This is a genomic window from Pseudomonas fluorescens (assembly GCF_001708445.1).
Classification (GTDB): domain Bacteria; phylum Pseudomonadota; class Gammaproteobacteria; order Pseudomonadales; family Pseudomonadaceae; genus Aquipseudomonas; species Aquipseudomonas gorinensis.
The window spans coordinates 3,895,674-3,915,075 of sequence record NZ_CP015637.1 but is presented as its reverse complement, the minus strand read 5'-3'; the positions used below and the strand labels follow the sequence as shown (position 1 = coordinate 3,915,075).

Below are 19,402 nucleotides of genomic sequence, written 5' to 3'. Positions count from 1 at the left end.
TGACCACTCGTGGTGGCAGAGTTAAGCGACACGTGGCGTTAATAACCACCAAACGACAGGCGCGCAGAGGCGCACAAGGGGATAGTAATCAACGGTAGGGAGCAGTAGCTGACGACTTATAACAGGGTCATGGCAGTATCTAGTAGCTGTATGACGAGGAGGGGGGTTGTTATAAAAAGGCAGTTTTAATAGGGTGGTGGGTGGCAGGGTGATTATTGTGTAAGTGTATTATTTTTGTTTTAGTGGCGTTGCGTGGTGAGCTCCAGTGACTTTTTTATCTTCTGCGTCAAACAATAGCCTCGATTTCGCACTGAACGAAACAAGCGCTCGCCGTCGTTAACCCGTTTGAATTTTTCCTGGAGGCGGCTAAGGCACATTTCCAGACCGCGATACAGTTCAGGTTCGCGCCCGATGTTGCGGATCAGTTCCTCTTTGCTGACCACCCGTTCTTCATGGTGGAGCATCTTCTTGATCAGCGCCGATTCAATCGTGGTTAATGAAATACGCAGGCCACCTTTAACCAGTATCCGATCCTGTTGTGTCAGTAACCAAAAGTCCGGCGTGTGCAGCGCGGTGAAGTCAGCGTTGTTTTCCTGGAGATTGCGATGTGTCTTAGTGTTGGTAAGTTGAGATTTTAAGTGGCTGTCACTGGACGGTTGTGCAGCAGCTTGCAGGCCCGGTGTTGACGGGGTAGTTGAGAAGTTGAGTTTATCAATGACAATGTAGTGACTTGTCGGTGGGGTGAAGTAGTGGTTGTGATGCAACGGAGTGTCGATCACCGCAGACGTTAGCGTGGCCCTCACGGTATTGTCCCGTAAAGTATAAGTGTGGTCGCGATAGGTCAACTCGACGTTGGGTGCAAAATCCTGAAGCGCAATAGGCACAGGTGCGGGCGAGAAGGCGTGCTTTTTGAGTGAGCTCATCGTGTTCACCGTTATCAGTGGGGGGAGAAAACTATAAACTTTCAGCGGGCGAGTAATAACCGCCCTGAAAGTAATTAAAAGGCAGGTGTTTGGCGAGCATGGCACTGTCGGAAAATTCAACCTGGTCCGCGATAAATGACACGCGCGTGACGCTTATCAGCTCTAGCATACGGTCGTAGAGCCGATTGAACAGGTCGGAGTGCGTATTTAGGCTCAAGCGGATGGCCGTGTCCGGAAAGGGCATTTTTATATAGTCATAGAGCTTGAGTTCTATCAGCAGGTCAGCCGGCTTTGTATCGAGTTTGTAGTTGTTGTAGGCAAGTTTGATACCGCTGCGGTCTTTCAGGGTATAAAGCTGGCGCACCATGGCCCTGCGCTCCACTGGACTTGGCAATGCGTCCAAGGGGTTTTCTACGCTGATGACGAGTTGCTGTTTGTACTGCTCCAACGTATCGGAAGTTTGGATTAACTGCTTGAGCATGTCTGGGCACATCAGTGCCGATTGGTCAATGCGCAGGAACTTATGCATGGCCGGGTAACGCGAAGCCGCTGGTAGTTTTCGGGTTGCGTTCGTTGAACGTGGCGTCAACAGTTGCAGGGCCTCACGATAGGCACATTGCAGTTGTTCGCGGCACATCGGATGCAGCTCATGCGCATGAGTGAGCAAGTTGGTCGTGCTGTCGACGCGAGTTTCACTTCCCCATAGCGTGCAGTTTCGTTCAACTATCGCCTGCCTCAGGAACTTGAACTCGGCAATGCCTGCAGGTGATATTTTCTCGCTATTCACGATTCGACCTCTCCTTGACAGGGTGCAGATGGTTGGCAGAAATAATCCCGCGGCTTAATTTATAGCCGTAGCCTCGAATATTCTGAATGATGTTTTCGCCATATTGCGCCTTGATCTTGCTGCGCAGGCGGCTGATGGATTTTTCCAGGGCGCGGGAATCGTAGAACTTGGTATTGAGCCCCATGACCGCGGCGATTTCGTCATGACTGAGCAGTCGCTTATGAATCAGTGCTTCGAGTACCTTCATTTCAACGAAGGAGATCTCTAACTTTTGGCCGCCGCCGTAAATGCACATGCGGTCCTGGTCGAGGATCAGTTCGCAAGAATCCGACCGATACGTTTCATTCAGAAACGCATCGACTAAATCGAGTTTTTTCTCGGGGGAAGTTTCGACTACTTTGATGCAGTAATCGGCGCCGGCCAAATAGTATTTGGTCTTGCTCTGGGTGGACGCAAATGTCACCACGACACATATGATGCAACCCGGATGTTGGGTTCGTGTCTTCTTTATGATGTCCAGAGTTTGATGGCTGGCAGAGGGCGTATCGATTTCTATAATGATGGCGCGGTAATTGACGGGGTCATCCAGTGAGTCAACTAGTTGGCCGTAGCTACGTGTATCGACTTTTAAATCATTCGGTACAGTGCGAACTATAAGCGCTCTAAAATCCTCGGTTTTAGACGGAGTCCGTGCAATAGCGAGGACGTTGGAAAAATGCATCACCTACTCCCTTTTCCGGCATGCAAGGCCGACAGTTCAATCGCTGCTAGCGTTTAGATACTAATCGAATTGATTACGGCAAAACGTGACAAATTTTAACATTCGTTCGTTTATTCTATAGGAGTGAACGCGGTGAGCGGGGGGTGTTGCGAGGGTATTTGTGCGGCTGTAGACATATGCTAGTGCAGTTTTTTAATGCGTGATAAGTAATTTAGGTGAAGCGGTCTTTGTCCGTGATGGCAGTTTAGTATTTGTCATATGTGGAGGATCGTGAGGTGTCGACCAAGCCCCTTCGCACTATAAGTCTTTGCGCGGCCGACTGACTGGCCGACCCAGGCGAATCTCGGCACACAACCCGCCGCCCAGACGATTGCTCAAGGTCAGCGCCCCGCCAATCGCCACCACCAGTTGTTGCGCAATTGCCAACCCCAGCCCCGTGCCGCCGGTGTCACGATTGCGTGAGTTTTCCACCCGGTAAAACGGCTGCAGCACTTGCGTCAGTTCACCCTCGGCAATCCCGGGGCCGCGGTCCAGCACCTTGATCGACAGTTCGCCCGTCGCCGTAACGCCTACTTCCAGCTCGGCACTGCCGGCAAATTTCAGCGCGTTGTCCACCAGGTTGACCAGCACGCGGCGCAGTGCGTGGGGGCGGGTGTCGAAGACCCGAGCGCTTCTGCCAGACAGGCTGACGCGCTTGTTCATGTCCTGATAGTCAAACACCAGGCTGTCGAGGAATGCGTCGAGGTTGATACGTGCACTGGCCTCGCTGGCGCCGTGCACGCTGCGTGCGTAGGCCACGCCTTCGCGCACCAGATGCTCCATTTCGCCGAGGTCGCTCCACAGTTTGTCGCGGTCGGTGGAGTCTTCCATGAGTTCGGCGCGCAGTTTCATGCGGGTGATGGGGGTTTGCAGGTCGTGGGAAATCGCCGCAAGGATCTGCATGCGTTCCTTGAGGTACTCGGCAATGCGTTGCTGCATGGCATTGAACGCGACCGCGGCGTGGGCGACTTCGGTGGGGCCGGTTTCGTCCAGGGGCGTCGGGTGGGCGTTCGGGTCGAGGGTTTCCACGGCGCGGGCCAGACGGGTCAGCGGGCGGATGGCCAGGCGCACGGCCGCCCAGGTACAGCCGAGCAGCAGCGCCAGTTGCAGGACCAGCACCACCGGCAGCCAGTGTGCAACGGGCTGGGCGGCGGGGCGTACGTCGAGGGTGATCGGGTTGCCATCAGCCAGCGTCAGGTGCGCCTGAAAGTGTTTCTGTAGGCCGGGGATCGTGCGAAAGGTCAGGGGGTAATGCTCGCCCAGGGCATGCCTGATCGACGCGGCCGCCATTGGTATGTCATCACTGTTCATCGGTTCGCCGCTTTCGCCGGCATTGAGCAGGTAGCGATAGTTCTGCCGGTCCAGGCGCGGCAGCCAGCTGGCGCGCTCATTGGCGGGCAGGCGGTCGAGGATTGCCACCGAGGTGGCCACATCGTTTTCCAGGTTATCCAGCATCGTGGTGCGCGCGCTGATATAGCGCTCGTAGAACTGCGCACTGAAGGACAGGCCATGGGCACACACCAGGCTGACCAGAAAGATCAGCGACAACTGCGACGCCAGCGTGCGTGGCCAGCCGAGGCGCCACTTCATTGTCCGGCCCCGAGGATTTCCACCGGCAGGGAGAATACATAACCCTCGCTGCGCACGGTCTTGATATAGGCCGGTTCGCGGGCATCATCCAGCAGGCGCTGGCGCAGGCGGCTGACCAGCAGGTCGATGGAGCGGTCGTATAGGTCCGCGTCGCGACCCTGGGTCAGGTTGAGCAACTGGTCGCGGCTGAGTACCCGTTGCGGGTGATCCAGGAACACGCGCAGCAGACGATATTCCGCGCCGCTCAGGGCCACCTGGGTGTCGTCGGTATCGAGCAGATGGCGCGCGGTGGTGTCCAGGCGCCAGCGCCCGAAACGGATCAGGCGCCCGGTTTCGCTGACCACCAGGTTCGGCGGCAGCATGCGCGTGCGGCGCAGCACCGCGTTGATCCGGGCCAGCAGCTCGCGTGCGGCGAAGGGTTTGACCAGGTAATCATCCGCGCCCATTTCCAGGCCGATGATGCGGTCGGTTTCATCGTTGCGCGCGGTGAGCATCAGCACCGGCGTGCCCTTGTGCTTGCCGACCCGCAGTTCCCGGCACAGCTGCAAGCCATCGTCGCCGGGCATCATGATATCCAGCACGATCAGGTCCACCGGGGTGGTGTCGAGGAAGCTGCGCATCTGGCGACCGTCGCCGACCACGCTGGTGCGCATGCCGTTTTTCTTCAGGTAATGACCGAGCAGTTCGCGGATCTCCCGGTCGTCATCCACGATCAGGATGTGATCGACGTGGTCCATGCAGTTTTCCTCAAGCAGTCATTATTGCTGCGCAGTCTAGTCACTGCCCGGTGCCTTGCCTTGTGCCCTTTGTATGCCAGTGTATCTGGCGATAAGCAGATACACGGTGAGGCTAAAATACCGATACCGCGGGCTTTTTTCGACACAATCCGGATACCTCGCGCAGGCTCAATGGACGTCATCGAACACCTGCCGAGGACGCTGTGATGAAGACCCGGACCATCTGCTGTTTATTCGCGAGCCTGGCCCTGGCCGCTGCCTTATGTTACTTGCTGCCCAAAGCCGTCGACGCCGAGCCTTTCAGCCAGTCCAACCCGACCATGCCGTCCCTGGACGGTGCCGTGGCCTGGCTCAACTCAGCGCCGCTTGATGCGGCCGCGCTGAAGGGCAAAGTGGTGTTGGTGGATTTCTGGACCTACGACTGCATCAACTGCCAGCGCAGCTTGCCGTACGTGAACCAGTGGGCGAACAAGTATGCCAAGGACGGCCTGGTGGTGATCGGCGTGCACACCCCCGAGTACGAGCACGAAAAAGTGCTGGATAACGTGCGTCAGCAGGTGAAGAAACTGGGGATCGGGTACCCGGTGGCTATCGATAACGACTTCAGGATCTGGCAGGCGTTCGACAACCAGGCCTGGCCGGCCCATTTCTTCTTCGACGCCACCGGCAAAAGGCGCTACAGCCATTGGGGAGAGGGCCGTTATGACGAGCAGGAGCAGGTGATCCAGACGCTGTTGGAGGAAGCCAGGGCGTTGCGTTCGGCTGCACCTGGCACGGCTGGGGCGCGTCACGCCTTGAGCAGCAGCGCCTCGAACAGCTGCCGCACCTGCGCTTCGTCACTGTGGGCGACATTGAAGCGCATCGAGTCGCGATGGGCCGGGTCGTAGCCGAACAGTGCGCCGGGCGCCAGCACCATGCCTTGCTTCAATGCGACCTGGGCCAAGCGCTCGCCGTCCACACCGGCGGGCAGGCGCGCCCAGATGAACATCCCGCCTTCATACCCCATCGGCAGTTCACAGCCACACCGCTTGAGCCATTGCTCCACCCGCCCACCGGCCTCCGTCAGGCGCTGCACCATGCGCTTGCGATGTTTGGCGTAGCTGCCTTCGCTGAGCATGCGGTAGACGATCTGCTCGAACAGCTCGGAGGTCACGCCGCCGCTCATCAACTTCATGTGGGTCAGGTTCGCCGCCAATTGTGGCGCCGCCACCACGTAGCTGACGCGGGTGTTGGCGCTGAGGATCTTGGAGAAGCCTGACAGGTAGGTGACCTGGTCGAGCCCGGCGAGGGCGGCCAGGCGGGGCGGCGGGTTGGGGTGAAGGTCGCCGTAGAGGTCATCCTCGATGATATGGCAGTGGTAGCGCTGGGTCAGTTGCAGCAGGCGAAACGCCTGGCCAGGGCTGAAGGAATGCCCGGTGGGGTTGTGCAGCACGCTGGTGGTCAGGTACAGGCTGGGGCGGTGCTCGGCCAGCAGCTGTTCGAGGGCGGCGAAGTCGAAACCGTCGGGACGACGTTGGATCGTCAACACCTTGACCCCGTGCAGGGCCAGGTTGGCGTGGAAGTTGAAGTAGCACGGTGCGTCCAGCAGCACCGTGTCGCCGGGGCGCGCGAGCAGGCGCATCAGCATGTCCAGGCCTTGCACGGTGTTGGGGGTGGTGATGATTTGCTCCACCGGTACCGACAAGCCCTCGCCGTGCAGCTTATGTTGCAGCGCCTGGCGCAACGGCAACAGCCCGGCCGGCGTGCCCAGCCCGGCGATACGCAGCGATGGCGCACGTACGACGCTGCGCATCGCCTGGCGAATCGCCTCGCTGTCCAGCCAGCTTTCCGGTAAGTGGCCGCTGCCGGGGCGCAGGTCGCTGCCGGCGCTGACCAAGGGCCGTCGCAACACACTGAGCAGGTCCTGGGGCAGCAGGTCGACCCAGGCCGCCGAGGCGGGGCGGGCGGTGTCCATCGCCACGAAGAAACCGCGGCCTTGGCTGGACGTCAGCAGGTTGCGCCCGCGCAGGCGATCCAGCGCTTCGTTGAGGGTGAATTTGCTGACGCCCAGGGTCTCGGTCAACTCACGTACCGACGGCAATTTGCTGCCGGGTGCCCATTCGCCTTGCTCGATGGACTGGCTGAACGCGTCGACAATCTGCTGCACCTTGGGGGTGCCGTCGACAAAAGCGATGGGGGTTACCAACATAAGGCTTCCTTGTCTTTGCCGGTCATTTTACCGGTGAAGTTTGGGCGAATTAGGCATTACTTTACCTGCCTTGCGCAATGCCGCTGTCCTAGACTGCGCGGCATCCGGCCCATCTGCGGCTGTCTGATCCCAGGAGCCAGGGCCATGACGAGCGCATTGACGCTATCTTCGTTTCTCTACTTTCTGCTGTTTTGCACCACCCTGACGTTCAGCCCAGGCCCCATGACCCTGTTGCTGCTGAGCCTGGGCTTGAAGGGCGGGTTGCGCAATTCGATCCCGGCGCAGGTCGGTGCCAGCGTGTCGTACCTGATCTCGATCCTGATCTTTGCCGTGGGGTTTTCCGAACTGATCAAGGGCAACCTGGCGATTACCCAGGGCATCCAGATTGTCGGTGTGGCCTATATCCTCTACCTGGCCTACAAGCAGTGGACCAGCAGCGGCCTGCCAATCGACACCGCCGGCAGTGTCGAGGGCGCGCGCGGCCTGTTCGGCAAGGGCTTGCTGACGGGGTTTTCCAACCCCAAGACCCTCATTATGTTCAGCGCCGTGTTCCCACAATTCGCCGGGGCAGGGGGGCACCGCTCGACGACGGACATCGCCATCCTCGGGCTGACCTTCCTGCTGCTGCAATGTGCCAGCGGTTGCCTGTACTGCTATTTCGGCCAGCGTATCCGGCACGTGCTGGAAAACCCCCGGCGGCGGGTGCTGTTACAACGGGTCACGGCTGCGCTGTTGCTGGGGGTGGCGTTGATGCTGGCGCGGGGTTTTTCCCCGGCAGGGCTGTAAGCTTATAAGCGGTAGTGGCGTATTGCCGCCGCCCTGATAGACTCCAGGCATTCATATAGGATCATCAGAGCATGCCGGCCGCCGGAGGAAAGGGACTTCCGCTCGCTACACGCTTGTATAAATCCCGCACCCTGGGGCTGACGCTCGGCTTTGTGTGCGTGGCGTTTGGCATGTATCCAGTGAACCCGCCCCTATGGGTGTGGGTCTGGATGATCCTCAACGCCTTCGTATGGCCGCACCTGGCCTTTCAGTCCACATTGCGCGCGCCCCAGGCCCTGCGCAGTGAACGCCGCAACCTTCTGTTCGACTCCTTTTGCGGCGGCTTCTGGGTCGGTGCCATGCACTTCAACCCGCTGCCCAGCGTCACCACCCTGTCGATGATGACCATGAACAACGTCGCCATCGGCGGCCCGCGTTTCATGCTGATGGGCTGGGTGGCACAGGGGCTGGGGATTGGCGTATCACTGCTGATATTCACGCCCGCGTTCATTGCCTTGACCACGCCGGCACAGCTCTATGCGTGCCTGCCGATCCTCATGCTTTACCCGCTGGCCCTGGGCTGGATCTGCTACCGCCAGGCCTTGAACCTTGCACGGCATAAGCGCGAACTGCTGGCCCTGAGCCGCACCGACAGCCTGTCTGGCCTGCTCAACCACGGCGCCTGGAAGGACCATCTGGAAATCGAGTTTCAGCGCTGCCGGCGCGAGCAGCAGGGCGCGGCCATTGCGTTGATCGACATCGATCATTTCAAGGTGATCAACGACACCTACGGCCATGTCACTGGCGATATCGTCCTGCGCCAGCTCAGCAAGGTGCTGCGCCAGAACCTGCGTGTCGCCGACCTGGCCGGGCGCTACGGCGGTGATGAGTTCTGCGTGATTCTGCCGGGCATGCCGCTCAACCGTGCCACCGAAGTGATGGACGCCCTGCGTGATCGCTTCAACGCGCTGGCCTACGCCCAGGACCCGACCTTGCGCGCCAGCTTGAGCATCGGCCTGGCCCCTTATCAACTCACGCATGCCGACTCCACCAGTTGGCTCAATGATGCTGACCTGGCGTTGTACGAAGCCAAGAGCCGCGGGCGCAACTGCGTCAGTGCGGTGCAGGGGGCTTGGTTGCGGTCGGTCTAGTGGGGTAGGGTGTGGCGTGACCTCCCTATAAAAACAAGGACCGTTGCATGCTTTTTACCTTCCCCCGTACCCTTCTGGCCGCGACCCTGGCCTTGTCCTTCACGCTCCCGGCCTACAGCGCCGAACCCCATAAACAGATCCAGGCAGACGCCGAACAGTACAAGGCCGACGCCCTGAAACTGCTCGAGCGCCTGGTGAATATCGACTCGGGCTCCGGCTACGGGCCGGGCCTGACCCAGGTCAGTGACATTGCCGTCGATGAACTCCAGCAGTTGGGCTTCAGTATCGAGCGCGTGCCGGATGCGGCCGCCAACAGCAGCCATGTGATTGCCACCCTTAAGGGCACCGGCAAGGCCAGGATCCTGCTGATGGCCCACATGGACACCGTATTCAAGGAAGGCTCCGCTGCCGAGCGCCCGTTCCACATCAAGGACGGCCGCGCTTATGGCCCCGGCGTGATGGATGACAAGGGCGGCATCGTCGCCGGTATCTACGCACTCAAGGTCCTGAAAAACCAAGGCTTCAAGGACTATGCGCAAATCACCTTCCTGCTCGACGCCAGCGAAGAAACCGGCTCCGACGCCGCCTCCGAGCTGATCCGCAATACCGCCAAGGCCCACGACGTCACCCTGAACCTGGAACCCGGCCGTCCGGCGGACGGTTTGGTGGTATGGCGCAAGGGCAGCGCCACCGCGGTGGTCGAAGTCAAAGGCAAGGCCGCCCACGCCGGCGTCGCTCCGGAACTGGGGCGCAACGCCGCCATGGAAGCCGCGCACCAGATCCTGCAACTGGGCAAGCTGGGGGATGAAGAGAAGAAAACCACCATCAACTTCACTGTGATCAAGGCCGGGGATCGCACTAATGTCATCCCCGATCAAGCCATCGCCAAGGCCGACGTGCGCGCGGCGTTACCCGAAGAGTTCGATCGGATCGAAAAAGATCTGGCGCGGGTGTCGGCCAACAAGTTGATTCCCGAGACGCAAGTGAAGACCAGCTTGCAACGCGGCTTGCCACCGATGCCGCAGACACCGGAGTCAGACAAGTTGGTGGCGATTGCCCAAGGCATTTATGCGGAATTGGGCAAGCAGTTGACGATTGAAGGCAGTGGTGGCGCGGCGGATGCGAGTTTGTCGGCCGGGGTCGGGACACCGACGTTGGATGGCTTTGGGATTGTCGGCGGCAACATTCATACGCCTGAAGAATATGCGGAAGTGGAAAGTGTCGCGCCGCGGGTCTACTTGCTGAGCCGGATGATCATGGAGCTTTCAAAGCGCTGACCGGGATAGGCGCTCATCCGTTCAGTGTGGGTGAGCCCCTCTTAGCCGATAATCGCATCTCCCTTTGTGGCGAGTGAGCTTGCTTGCGTTGGGCTGCGCAGCAGCCCTGAAGCAAACAACGCGATTGACCTGAACATCCCCATCGCCTGGACTGGGGCCGCTTCGCGGCCCAACGCGAGCAAGCTCGCTCGCCACAGGGGGGGCGGTATAGCCTTGGAGAGCGGTGTCCCGGAAGGCTATCCGGCCGTCAAGTGGGAGGTTTCGACACTTATCTGCTTCTCCCGCCCCAGCACCAGGCTGCACAGCGCCGGCAAAAACAACAGGGTCAACACGGTGCCCACCAGGACTCCGCCAATCAGCACATAGGCCAGGGATGACCAGCCCTCGGACTATTTCCCTGTCGGATGCCCCGGCGCCTTCCCGACGTGCGATGCAGACCGTCGGTTTCACCTGAGCCCTGCGCAATATCACGCGGCGGATTGTGGTGGTGAGCGTGACAATGCCAACGGTTGGCTAAGAGGGGGATGGGGTTTGGCGGCTTGTCGTTGAGCTATTTATGTGACGGCAGTAGCGCGCCGATTGGGCGGGGCCAAGCGTGCCAGGTGTTGGCGGCGTATAGGGCTTCCCCATTGGCACGTGAGCGCCGGGTCAGCGGATTGTCCTATACGTAGAACGAACCAAGCTGCTTTCACCGGCTAGTACTCCAGCTTATGCCGACTTATGGTGTAGGCACTTTGGAGGACCACCATGAAGAAACTGATCGGCATCTACACCAGCCCCCGCACCCATTGGGTCGGCGATGGCTTTCCGGTGCGTACGCTGTTTTCCTACGACACCCTGGGCAAACACATCAGCCCATTCCTGTTACTGGACCACGCCGGCCCGGCCGATTTCACCCCCACTGAGCAACGTCGCGGCGTCGGCCAACACCCGCATCGCGGTTTTGAAACCGTGACCATCGTGTATGACGGCGAAGTCGAACACCGTGATTCCACCGGTGCCGGGGGCAAGATCGGCCCGGGCGACGTGCAATGGATGACCGCCGCCAAGGGCATCCTCCACGAGGAATTCCACTCTGAAGCCTTCGCCCGCAGCGGCGGGGCACTGGAGATGGTGCAACTGTGGGTCAACCTGCCAGCCAAGGACAAGATGGCCGACGCCGGCTACCAGACGATTCTCGACGGTGATATTCCGCTGTTGCCGTTGGCCAACCAGGCCGGGCAATTGCGCCTGATCGCCGGTGAGTTTGCGGGCACCCAAGGCCCGGCGCGCACCTTCACGCCCATCGATGTGTGGGACCTGCGCCTGCATGCTGGCAAGGCGCTTAGCCTGGACCTGCATGCCGGACGCAACACCGCCCTGGTGATCCTGCGCGGTACGGTGCTGGTCAATGGCGAAGAGCTTGCGCGCCAGGGGCAATTGGCAGTGTTCGAGCGTGACGGTACCCAACTGACCCTGGAGGCCAATGACGACGCCAAGGTGCTGCTGCTCAGTGGCGAACCCATCGACGAGCCGATCGTTGGGCATGGTCCCTTTGTGATGAACACCGAGCAGGAGATTCACCAGGCGTTTGCCGATTTCCAATCGGGTAAGTTCGGGCGGATGTAGCACTGACTCAAAGGTGACGCCAAACCTGATGTGGGAGCGAGCGTGCTCGCCCTCACATTTTGTTCTGCGCTATACCCCGCATCCCCATTTCATGCGATCTTCCCGTCATTCACCCTGGAGTCGCCTGGATGCCCTCATTTATCGCTGATCACCCGATGTTATGCGCGCTGGCGCTGATCTTTATCGACATCGCCGTATGGCGCCTGATTTCCGCCAACCTGGCCAATTGGAAGCTGGCGGCGCGGCTGGTGATCTTCGCGGTATTCAGCGCCGTGCTGTTCAACGACGGCATGAACCCCATGCAGTTGGCGCCTTATGCCGACAACACGGCCTTGCACCTGGCGGCCACCGCGTTGCAGATCGGCTGGTGGCTGTTCGCCGCGCGGACCCTCACGGTGTTGCTCGGCACCTTGATGATGCAGCGCGTCGGGCATACCGGGCGGTTGTTGCAGGACTTGATGGGCGCGGTGATCTTCTTGATCGCGATCATCGCCGCCATGGCCTATGTGCTCGACCTCCCGGTCAAGGGCGTGCTGGCGACTTCCGGCGCGGTGGCGATCATTGTCGGCCTGGCCTTGCAAAGCACCTTGAGTGATGTATTTTCCGGGATCGTGCTCAATACCACCAAGCCCTACCAGCTGGATGACTGGATCTCCATCGACGGCACCGAAGGCCGTGTCACTGACATCGATTGGCGCGCCACGCGGCTGCAAACCTCCCAGGGCAGCATGGCGGTGATTCCCAACTCCCTGGCGGCCAAGGCCAAGATCATTAACTTTTCGCGCCCGGCGGATATGTTCGGCTTGTCGGTGTGCCTGCAAGTCAGCCCTCATGCACGCCCGCAAACGGTGATCGAGGCGCTGGAGCGCGCGATGCAAGGTTGCCGGCCGCTGCTGGCAAAGCCCGCGCCGAGCGTGGCGTTCAAGACCTCGGCCAGTGGGGGCGTGGAGTACGAAATCAGCGGGTTCGTGCCGGCCATGCCGCTCAAGCGCGAGGTGCGTAACCAGCTGTATGACCTGGCCTTCCGGCATTTGCAGGCGGCGGGCGTGGGGCTGTTATCCGCCACTGAAAGCAGCGCGCCGCCGGCGGTGTCCGGTGCGCGGGCGTTGCTGGAGCGCTCGTCGATTTTCTCCACGTTGCGCCAGGAAGAGAAAGACACCTTCAGCCAGAACATGACCCTGCACAGCTACCGTGCCGGTGAAATGATCCTGCCGGCGGGGGAGGTCAGCGACCATTTGTTTATCGTGGAATCCGGCGTGGTCTCGGTGATGCTGGTCAAGGGCGGGCACAAGTTCGAGGCCGGGCGCATGGGGCCGGGGGAAGTGATTGGCGAAGCCGGGATCTTGTCCGACGAGGCCACCCCGGCGGACTTCTCCGCCAAGACCTTCTGCACCCTGTACCGTATCGAAAAGGAATACCTCAAGCCGTGCCTGGATGCGCGGCATGACATCGGCGAAGCGATGAAAGCACTGCTGGATTTCCGCATCCATGCTGCGCAGGTCATGACCCAGGAGTCGCCGGTGGTGCCGGCGAAGAAGGGGTTCCTGCAGTGGTTGCGCAAGCGCGGGTTATAACGCGATCAGGGCGCCATGGCGATGCGGTAGCGCTCGTCAAAGTCATCTGCCAGTTGCGCCAATGTCACATCGCCCAAGCGCGCCAGCAACAAGGCCTGGGCCTGGTCGAACGCGTCGGTCAGCGCCGCGTTTACCGCCTGCTCCACCAGGCATTGCGGGTGATCGGTGGATAGGCCGATGGCAAAGATCGACGGCGTGCCCAGCGCGTTGTGAATATCCAGCAAGGTGATTTCACTCAAGGGCTTGCCCAGGGTCCAGCCACCCTGATGGCCTTTTTCCGAACGCACATAACCCTTTTCCTTGAGCAGCCCCAGCGTGCGTCGCACCACCACCGGGTTGGTGCCGAGCATCTGCGCGATGGTCTCCGAGGTGGCGCGCGCTTCATGGCGGCCCATATGGATCAGCACATGCAGCATGCGCGAGAGGCGGGTGTCATTTCTCATCAAAAACCCTCAAGTCGATTCGCTCGGGAGTATCGTTCGTAACCTAAAAAGTTGCGAGACACTTGACGCGGTATTTTTACGTAACTTATGGTGTGTCGTGAAAGCGCACGGACCACCGCGCGCGCCAACACGGGGTCACTTCCATGATGCACGACGTCATTATCGTGGGCGGCAGCTACGCCGGCCTGTCAGCGGGCCTGCAACTGGCGCGGGCGCGGCGCAAGGTGCTGGTGATTGATGCGGGGCTGCGGCGCAATCGGTTTGCGGCGACCTCCCACGGCTTTCTCGGCCAGGACGGCCAGGCGCCCGGGATTATCGCCGCCGAAGGTCGCAGCCAGTTGATGGAGTACCCGACGGTCACCTGGGTGCAGGACAGCGTGGTCCAGGCGGAGGCGGAGCAGGGCGGTTTCAGCGTGCGCACCCAATGCAATGGGCAGTTCCAGGCCAAGCGGCTGATCCTGGCCACCGGAGTGGTGGATGAATTGCCCGGCATTGACGGCTTGCAGGAGCGCTGGGGCAAGCGGGTGTTCCATTGCCCTTATTGCCATGGCTATGAGCTGGGCCAAGGGCGCATCGGCGTGTTGGCCACCTCGCCGCTGGCGATGCACCATGCCCTGATGTTGCCGGACTGGGGCAGCACCACCTTGTTCACCAATGGCGTGTTCACGCCGAATGCCGAGCAACAGGCGCAGTTGGACCGGCGCGGTGTCAGCGTGGAAAGCGCAGCCGTGACGCGCATCAGCGGTGAGCGTGCCGACCTGGAACTGGCTGACGGCCGAATCGTGCAGTTGGATGGGGTGTTCACAATGTCGCGGACCCGGCTCAGCCCGTTGGCCGAACAACTGGGCTGCGGGCGCGTCGACGGCCCCACCGGTCCTTACCTGCACACTGACGAAACCCGCCAGACCTCCGTGGCCGGCGTGTTTGCCTGTGGCGATGCGTCACTGGCCGCCGGTTCCGTGGCGTTGGCGGTGGCCGAGGGCGTGCGCGCCGGGGTGGGCGCGCACTTCTCGTTGATCAACGGTTGACGCCACTCGGGCTGTCACTTTTTCGCTGGCATCGGCTCAGCGCACCAGGCAGGGGCGTTTGTTATCGAAGCTCCAGCCGGGAATCAGGAACTGCATGGCGACGCTGTCATTGCGCGCGCCCAGGCCCATGCCCTTGTAGCGTTCGTGGGCGTGGGCCACGGCGTCCATGTCGATCTCCACCCCCAGGCCCGGCTTGGCGGGCACCTGGATATGGCCGTCGACAATCTGTAGCGGCGCCTTGGTCAGTCGTTGGCCGTCCTGCCAGATCCAGTGGGTGTCGATCGCGGTGATATCGCCCGGTGCGGCGGCGGCCACCTGGGTGAACATCGCCAGGGAAATATCGAAGTGATTGTTGGAGTGCGAGCCCCAGGTCAGGCCCCATTCATGGCACATCTGCGCCACGCGCACCGAGCCTTGCATCGTCCAGAAGTGCGGGTCGGCGAGGGGGATGTCCACCGATTGCAGCTGGATCGCGTGGCCCATCTCGCGCCAGTCGGTGGCGATCATATTGGTGGCGGTCGGCAGGCCGGTGGCGCGGCGGAATTCGGCCATGACTTCGCGCCCCGAGTAGCCGTTTTCCGCGCCGCAGGGGTCTTCGGCATAGGCCAGCACGTGATGCTGGTCGCGGCACAGGGCGATGGCTTCCTTGAGGGACCAGGCGCCATTTGGGTCGAGGGTGATGCGTGCGTCGGGGAAGCGCTCGGCCAGCGCGGTGACCGCTTCGATTTCTTCGGCGCCACGCAGCACGCCGCCCTTGAGCTTGAAGTCGTTGAAGCCGTACTGGGCCTGGGCGGCTTCGGCCAGGCGCACGATGGCATCCGGGGTCATGGCCGGTTCGTGACGCAGGCGGAACCAGTCGTCCGCGTCGGCTTCGCTGCGGTAGGCCAGGTCGGTCTGGTGGCGGTCGCCGATGTAGAACAGGTAGCCGAGCATCTTCACTGCATCGCGTTGCTGGCCTTCGCCCAGCAACGCCGCTACCGGCACTTCGAGGAACTGGCCGAGCAGGTCGAGCAGTGCGGCTTCCATGGCGGTAACGGCATGGATGGTGATGCGCAGGTCAAAGGTTTGCAGGCCGCGCCCACCGCTGTCGCGGGCGGCAAAGGTGCGGCGCATGGCATTGAGGATAGCCTGGTACTGGCCGATCGGCTTGCCGATCACCAGGCTGCGCGCGTCTTCCAGGGTTTCGCGGATGCGTTCGCCCCCCGGTACTTCGCCCACGCCGATATGCCCGGCGCTGTCCTTGAGGATCACGATGTTGCGCGTGAAAAACGGCCCATGGGCGCCGCTGAGGTTGAGCAGCATGCTGTCATGGCCGGCCACCGGGATCACGTCCAGGTGGGTGACGACCGGAGCGTGGCGGGCGTGGTGCTGATGTTCTGTGTTCATGAAAACGCTTCCTTATTTGCTCAAGACGGGGGCGGGGTGCGGCACGCTGGGGGTGTGGGCGCCTGGCAGGGTCTTGGCGAAAAACACCAGGATCGCCGCGAGGATCGAGGTGCCGGCCAGCCCATATAAACCGCCCTGGATCGACCCGGTGGTCTGTTCCAGGAAACCGAAGGTCGTGGGCGCGACAAACCCGCCAAGGTTGCCAATCGAGTTGATCAACGCAATCACTGCCGCCGCGATGCGTGCATCCAGGTAACCCTGGGGGATCGGCCAGAACAGTGACGACGCCGACTTGAAGCCAATCGCCGCAAAACAGATGGCGACAAACGCAAAGATCGGTCCGCCGGTGGTGGAGAAAAACATGCCCGCCGCTGCAATCAACAGCGCCGTGGCTACCCACGCCTGCTGGTGCTTGTACTTGCCGGCCAGCGCCGCGAATGAGTACATGGCGATGATCGAGATCAGCCAGGGGATGGAGTTGTAGAAGCCCACCTGGATATCACTCAGGTCGCCCATTTTCTTGATGATGCTCGGCAGCCAGAAGGTGGCGGCATAGATGGTCAGCTGGATGCAGAAATACAGCGCGCAGAACAGCATGATCTGGCGGTCCTTGAGCAGCTTGCCCAGGCTCGGCTTGACCGTGGTGGCGGCGTCACGCTCGCGTTGTTCGCGCTCGATTTCGCCCACCAGTGCGTCCTGTTCCTCACGGCCGAGCCACTTGGCATCGTGGGGCTTGGAGTCGAGCCAGAACCACACGAAAAAGCACAGCAGCACCGAGGCCATGCCTTCGATGATGTACATCCATTGCCAGCCATGCAGGCCCAGCCCGGTGATTTGCAGCAGCACGCCGGACAGCGGGCCGGAGATCAGCGAAGCCAGGGCCGAGCCGCTGAGGAAGATCGCAATCGCCTTGCCGCGCTCAACCCCAGGCAACCAGCGGGTGAAGTAGTAGATCACCCCCGGAAAGAACCCGGCCTCGGCCACCCCCAGCAGAAAACGCAGGATGTAGAAGTGGGTTTCGTTCTGGATAAAGGCCATCAGGGTTGCGGTGATGCCCCAGGTGAACATGATGCGGGTCAGCCAGATACGCGCGCCGACTTTTTGCAGCAGCAGGTTGGAGGGGACTTCGAACAAGGCATAGCCGATAAAGAACAAGCCGGCACCGAAACCATAGGCGGCCGCGCCGATGCCCAGGTCGTGTTCCATGTGGGTGCGCACGAAGCCGATATTGACGCGATCGATGTAGTTGACGATGAACATGATCACGAACAGTGGGAGCGCATGGCTCTTCACTTTCTTGATCGCGCGGGCCAGGACGGGGTCGAGGGCAGGCGCAGCTGTCGCAGGGCTGGAAGGGGTCACGAGGTAGAACTCCCACTGATTATTGTTGTGCGGGGATGGGTTCAGGGGTTGTCGGAGAGGTCTGACAACTTGATAGACATCATACAACTTGGATTTTCGATGTGGCAACGTAAATTTCAGTTGTCTGCACGCTGTGTGGAAGCCGGTTTCCCTCGAATAACATCGATATTGCGGGAGGTATGCGCTGCGGGACTTTCCCCGCAGGCAAGTCGGTCCGGTAAAAAAACGCAGCATCGCAAAGGATAAGTTTGTTTGTTGTCATACAAGTTGGTGGCGATCGAGGGTGTTAGTATTGGCCGAGTCCCATGCATGGAATGACCGATGCTCAACAACCCCCCTCGCAAGCGCTCCCAGGGCCTGGCCCATGACATCGTCACCGCGCTGACCCAGCGCATCCTCCTTGGCCAAATGCTGCCGGGCGAGAGGTTGCCCTCCGAATCCGCCATCGTCGGCGAGTACGGCGTCAGCCGCACGGTCGTGCGCGAGGCATTGTCGAAACTGCAGGCGGCCGGGCTGGTGGAAACCCGGCATGGCGTGGGCACATTTGTGCTGGCGCGCGACGAGCGCCAGGGCCTGCACCTGACCCATGACACCGCCGTCAGCGTGCGCGGCATCCTCGAATTGCGCATGGGCCTGGAAACCCAGGCCGCCGCCCTGGCCGCCTTGCGCCGCAGCGACGCGCAATTGCAGCAGATGCGCCAGGCCCTCGACGATTACCAGGACTCACTCGGCAACCAGGACAGCAGCAGCGTCGAGCCCGATGTGCGTTTTCACCAATTGATCGCCCAGGCCACCGGCAACACCTACTTCACCGACGTGATCCAGCACCTGGGCAATTCAGTGATTCCACGCGCGCGCATCAATGCCCAGGAGCGCGGCGATGCGGACTTGATGAAGCTGGGGCAGTTGGCCAACCTGGAACATGAGGCGATCCTCAACGCCATCCGCCGCCAGGACCCTGACGCGGCACGCGCGGCGATGCTGCTGCATTTGAGCAACAGCCTGGCGCGCATGACCGGCGAGTAAGCCAGTGTGCAGCCCGGTCCCCATGCTCACTCCAGTTGAATGGCCGCACGTCCGTCACGTCGAGGGTGCGTCTACCAACTGCTGAAAGAGCGGTGTCAGCAAGTCAATCAACACCTGCGGGTCAGCCTTGACCAGTGCCGACAACGCCAGTTGCTGGCGCATCACCTGAAAGCCCGCCACCAGCGCCATCGCCAGCGCCGCGCGTTCTTGCGCGTGCGCGCCCTTGAGCGTCGCGGCCATGCTCGGCTGTTGACTGTTTTCCAGCTGCGCGCGGCCAATCGCCGCTACGCGTGGGCTCGACGCCGAATGCAGCAGGAGCAGCCAACCTTCCAGCGACGCGCTGCTGTCGTCGCTGATGCTCACCAGTGCCGTCGCCAGGGTGCGCCCGAGGTTGTCCGCACGCAGATGACCGTCGGCGGGAATAAGCGGGCGGGCCAGGGTGTCGGCGACAACGTCGGCGAACAACTGCTCCTTGGAACTGAAGTAGCGGTCGACCAGCGCCGTGGTCAGGCCCGCGCCGACGGCGATGTCGTGCACGGTAGCGGCGTCATAGCCCGAGCGGGCGAACACCTTGCGCGCAGACAGCAAAATGGCGTCGCGGGTGACGGCGGCATCGCGCCGTCGAGGAATCGGGTTTGGCATTGGCATCCTGACGTGGCTGGGATCGGTCGGCGCACAGTGGGGGCGCGGCGACAGGGTACAGGGTCTATTTACCGTCAAGGAAGCCCAACCGGGGCGCATTTGAGGCGCCAGGGTCATTTTGTTCAATACCGCGTTGGCCTGGCCCTTTACCGTGA

General features: G+C 61.2%; 17 protein-coding genes and 1 pseudogene. 8 read left to right on the top strand and 10 right to left on the bottom strand.

The annotated features are described in order from the left end of the window. Positions 1–239: 239 nt before the first annotated feature. The 5 genes from A7317_RS17225 to A7317_RS17205 all read right to left on the bottom strand — a co-directional run bounded on the left by A7317_RS17225 (position 240) and on the right by A7317_RS17205 (position 4,797). Positions 240–923, bottom strand: a complete 684-nt coding sequence (locus tag A7317_RS17225) for a winged helix-turn-helix domain-containing protein (RefSeq protein ID WP_069076428.1) — start codon at positions 921–923, stop codon at positions 240–242. A 31-nt stretch (positions 924–954) separates the two neighbouring features. Beyond that, entirely contained in the window at positions 955–1,710 is a 756-nt protein-coding gene (locus A7317_RS17220) for a hypothetical protein (protein WP_069076427.1), read from the bottom strand. Further along, positions 1,703–2,431 (bottom strand): winged helix-turn-helix domain-containing protein, encoded by a 729-nt coding sequence (locus A7317_RS17215; protein ID WP_024074920.1) that lies wholly within the window; start codon positions 2,429–2,431, stop codon positions 1,703–1,705. Before A7317_RS17215 ends, A7317_RS17220 begins: the two co-directional genes overlap by 8 nt. A 297-nt stretch (positions 2,432–2,728) precedes the next feature. Further along, the gene (locus A7317_RS17210; RefSeq protein WP_069076426.1) at positions 2,729–4,060 is read right to left on the bottom strand and encodes a sensor histidine kinase; all 1,332 of its coding nucleotides are present in this window, start codon (positions 4,058–4,060) and stop codon (positions 2,729–2,731) included. Next, on the bottom strand, positions 4,057–4,797 hold the full coding sequence (locus A7317_RS17205; RefSeq protein WP_069076425.1) for a response regulator: 741 nt from the start codon (positions 4,795–4,797) through the stop codon (positions 4,057–4,059). The genes A7317_RS17210 and A7317_RS17205 overlap by 4 nt, the downstream gene beginning before the upstream one ends. 266 nt (positions 4,798–5,063) lie before the next feature. Between A7317_RS17205 and A7317_RS30105 the strand changes: the two are divergent. After that, positions 5,064–5,549: pseudogene (locus A7317_RS30105) on the top strand (thioredoxin family protein); the annotation flags it as partial. Between the two features lie 35 nt (positions 5,550–5,584). Here A7317_RS30105 and A7317_RS17195 read toward each other — a convergent pair. Next, on the bottom strand, positions 5,585–6,985 hold the full coding sequence (locus A7317_RS17195; protein ID WP_069076423.1) for a PLP-dependent aminotransferase family protein: 1,401 nt from the start codon (positions 6,983–6,985) through the stop codon (positions 5,585–5,587). 144 nt (positions 6,986–7,129) lie between these two features. Here A7317_RS17195 and A7317_RS17190 point away from each other — a divergent pair, with 144 nt between their 5' ends. From A7317_RS17190 to A7317_RS17170, 5 genes are all read left to right on the top strand, one after another. Then, entirely contained in the window at positions 7,130–7,771 is a 642-nt protein-coding gene (locus A7317_RS17190; RefSeq protein ID WP_069076422.1) for a LysE family translocator, read from the top strand. 71 nt (positions 7,772–7,842) lie between these two features. Continuing rightward, positions 7,843–8,901 carry a diguanylate cyclase gene (locus A7317_RS17185; RefSeq protein WP_069076421.1) on the top strand — a complete coding sequence of 353 codons (1,059 nt, stop codon included), beginning with the start codon at positions 7,843–7,845 and terminating at the stop codon, positions 8,899–8,901. Between the two features lie 47 nt (positions 8,902–8,948). After that, a complete protein-coding gene (locus A7317_RS17180; RefSeq protein WP_024074927.1) occupies positions 8,949–10,178 on the top strand; it encodes a M20/M25/M40 family metallo-hydrolase in 1,230 nt (409 codons plus the stop codon). 747 nt (positions 10,179–10,925) lie between these two features. Continuing rightward, a complete protein-coding gene (locus A7317_RS17175; protein ID WP_069076420.1) occupies positions 10,926–11,786 on the top strand; it encodes a pirin family protein in 861 nt (286 codons plus the stop codon). Positions 11,787–11,914: 128 nt separating this feature from the next. Next, positions 11,915–13,360 carry a mechanosensitive ion channel family protein gene (locus A7317_RS17170; protein ID WP_024074930.1) on the top strand — a complete coding sequence of 482 codons (1,446 nt, stop codon included), beginning with the start codon at positions 11,915–11,917 and terminating at the stop codon, positions 13,358–13,360. 5 nt (positions 13,361–13,365) lie between these two features. On the opposite strand, the gene A7317_RS17165 is transcribed toward A7317_RS17170, so the two are convergent. After that, positions 13,366–13,803: an Rrf2 family transcriptional regulator gene (locus A7317_RS17165; protein ID WP_024074931.1), complete on the bottom strand. Its 438-nt coding sequence runs from the start codon at positions 13,801–13,803 to the stop codon at positions 13,366–13,368. Between the two features lie 143 nt (positions 13,804–13,946). On the opposite strand from A7317_RS17165, the gene A7317_RS17160 reads away from it, so the two are divergent. Beyond that, on the top strand, positions 13,947–14,831 hold the full coding sequence (locus A7317_RS17160; RefSeq protein ID WP_069076419.1) for an NAD(P)/FAD-dependent oxidoreductase: 885 nt from the start codon (positions 13,947–13,949) through the stop codon (positions 14,829–14,831). Between the two features lie 36 nt (positions 14,832–14,867). Here A7317_RS17160 and gudD read toward each other — a convergent pair whose 3' ends face one another. Both gudD and A7317_RS17150 read right to left on the bottom strand, forming a co-directional pair. Next, on the bottom strand, positions 14,868–16,217 hold the full coding sequence (gene gudD, locus A7317_RS17155) for a glucarate dehydratase (RefSeq protein ID WP_069076418.1): 1,350 nt from the start codon (positions 16,215–16,217) through the stop codon (positions 14,868–14,870). Positions 16,218–16,229: 12 nt separating this feature from the next. Beyond that, positions 16,230–17,579, bottom strand: a complete 1,350-nt coding sequence (locus tag A7317_RS17150) for an MFS transporter (protein WP_069076417.1) — start codon at positions 17,577–17,579, stop codon at positions 16,230–16,232. A gap of 321 nt (positions 17,580–17,900) precedes the next feature. Between A7317_RS17150 and A7317_RS17145 the strand changes: the two genes are divergently transcribed. Next, positions 17,901–18,605, top strand: a complete 705-nt coding sequence (locus tag A7317_RS17145) for a FadR/GntR family transcriptional regulator (RefSeq protein ID WP_024074935.1) — start codon at positions 17,901–17,903, stop codon at positions 18,603–18,605. A gap of 54 nt (positions 18,606–18,659) precedes the next feature. Here A7317_RS17145 and A7317_RS17140 read toward each other — a convergent pair whose 3' ends face one another. Beyond that, positions 18,660–19,247 (bottom strand): TetR/AcrR family transcriptional regulator, encoded by a 588-nt coding sequence (locus tag A7317_RS17140; RefSeq protein WP_237141770.1) that lies wholly within the window; start codon positions 19,245–19,247, stop codon positions 18,660–18,662. Positions 19,248–19,402 lie beyond the last annotated feature (155 nt).

Bases quoted from the DNA above. Each gene is read 5' to 3' on its own strand.
- A7317_RS17215 (WP_024074920.1), bottom strand. From the start codon at position 2,431: ATGCATTTTTCCAACGTCCTCGCTATTGCACGGACTCCGTCTAAAACC.
- A7317_RS17170 (WP_024074930.1), top strand. From the start codon at position 11,915: ATGCCCTCATTTATCGCTGATCACCCGATGTTATGCGCGCTGGCGCTG.
- A7317_RS17185 (WP_069076421.1), top strand. From the start codon at position 7,843: ATGCCGGCCGCCGGAGGAAAGGGACTTCCGCTCGCTACACGCTTGTAT.
- A7317_RS17195 (WP_069076423.1), bottom strand. From the start codon at position 6,985: ATGTTGGTAACCCCCATCGCTTTTGTCGACGGCACCCCCAAGGTGCAG.
- A7317_RS17160 (WP_069076419.1), top strand. From the start codon at position 13,947: ATGATGCACGACGTCATTATCGTGGGCGGCAGCTACGCCGGCCTGTCA.
- A7317_RS17165 (WP_024074931.1), bottom strand. From the start codon at position 13,803: ATGAGAAATGACACCCGCCTCTCGCGCATGCTGCATGTGCTGATCCAT.
- A7317_RS17225 (WP_069076428.1), bottom strand. From the start codon at position 923: ATGAGCTCACTCAAAAAGCACGCCTTCTCGCCCGCACCTGTGCCTATT.
- A7317_RS17190 (WP_069076422.1), top strand. From the start codon at position 7,130: ATGACGAGCGCATTGACGCTATCTTCGTTTCTCTACTTTCTGCTGTTT.
- A7317_RS17175 (WP_069076420.1), top strand. From the start codon at position 10,926: ATGAAGAAACTGATCGGCATCTACACCAGCCCCCGCACCCATTGGGTC.
- A7317_RS17145 (WP_024074935.1), top strand. From the start codon at position 17,901: ATGCTCAACAACCCCCCTCGCAAGCGCTCCCAGGGCCTGGCCCATGAC.
- A7317_RS17205 (WP_069076425.1), bottom strand. From the start codon at position 4,797: ATGGACCACGTCGATCACATCCTGATCGTGGATGACGACCGGGAGATC.
- A7317_RS17210 (WP_069076426.1), bottom strand. From the start codon at position 4,060: ATGAAGTGGCGCCTCGGCTGGCCACGCACGCTGGCGTCGCAGTTGTCG.
- A7317_RS17180 (WP_024074927.1), top strand. From the start codon at position 8,949: ATGCTTTTTACCTTCCCCCGTACCCTTCTGGCCGCGACCCTGGCCTTG.
- gudD (WP_069076418.1), bottom strand. From the start codon at position 16,217: ATGAACACAGAACATCAGCACCACGCCCGCCACGCTCCGGTCGTCACC.
- A7317_RS17140 (WP_237141770.1), bottom strand. From the start codon at position 19,247: ATGCCAAACCCGATTCCTCGACGGCGCGATGCCGCCGTCACCCGCGAC.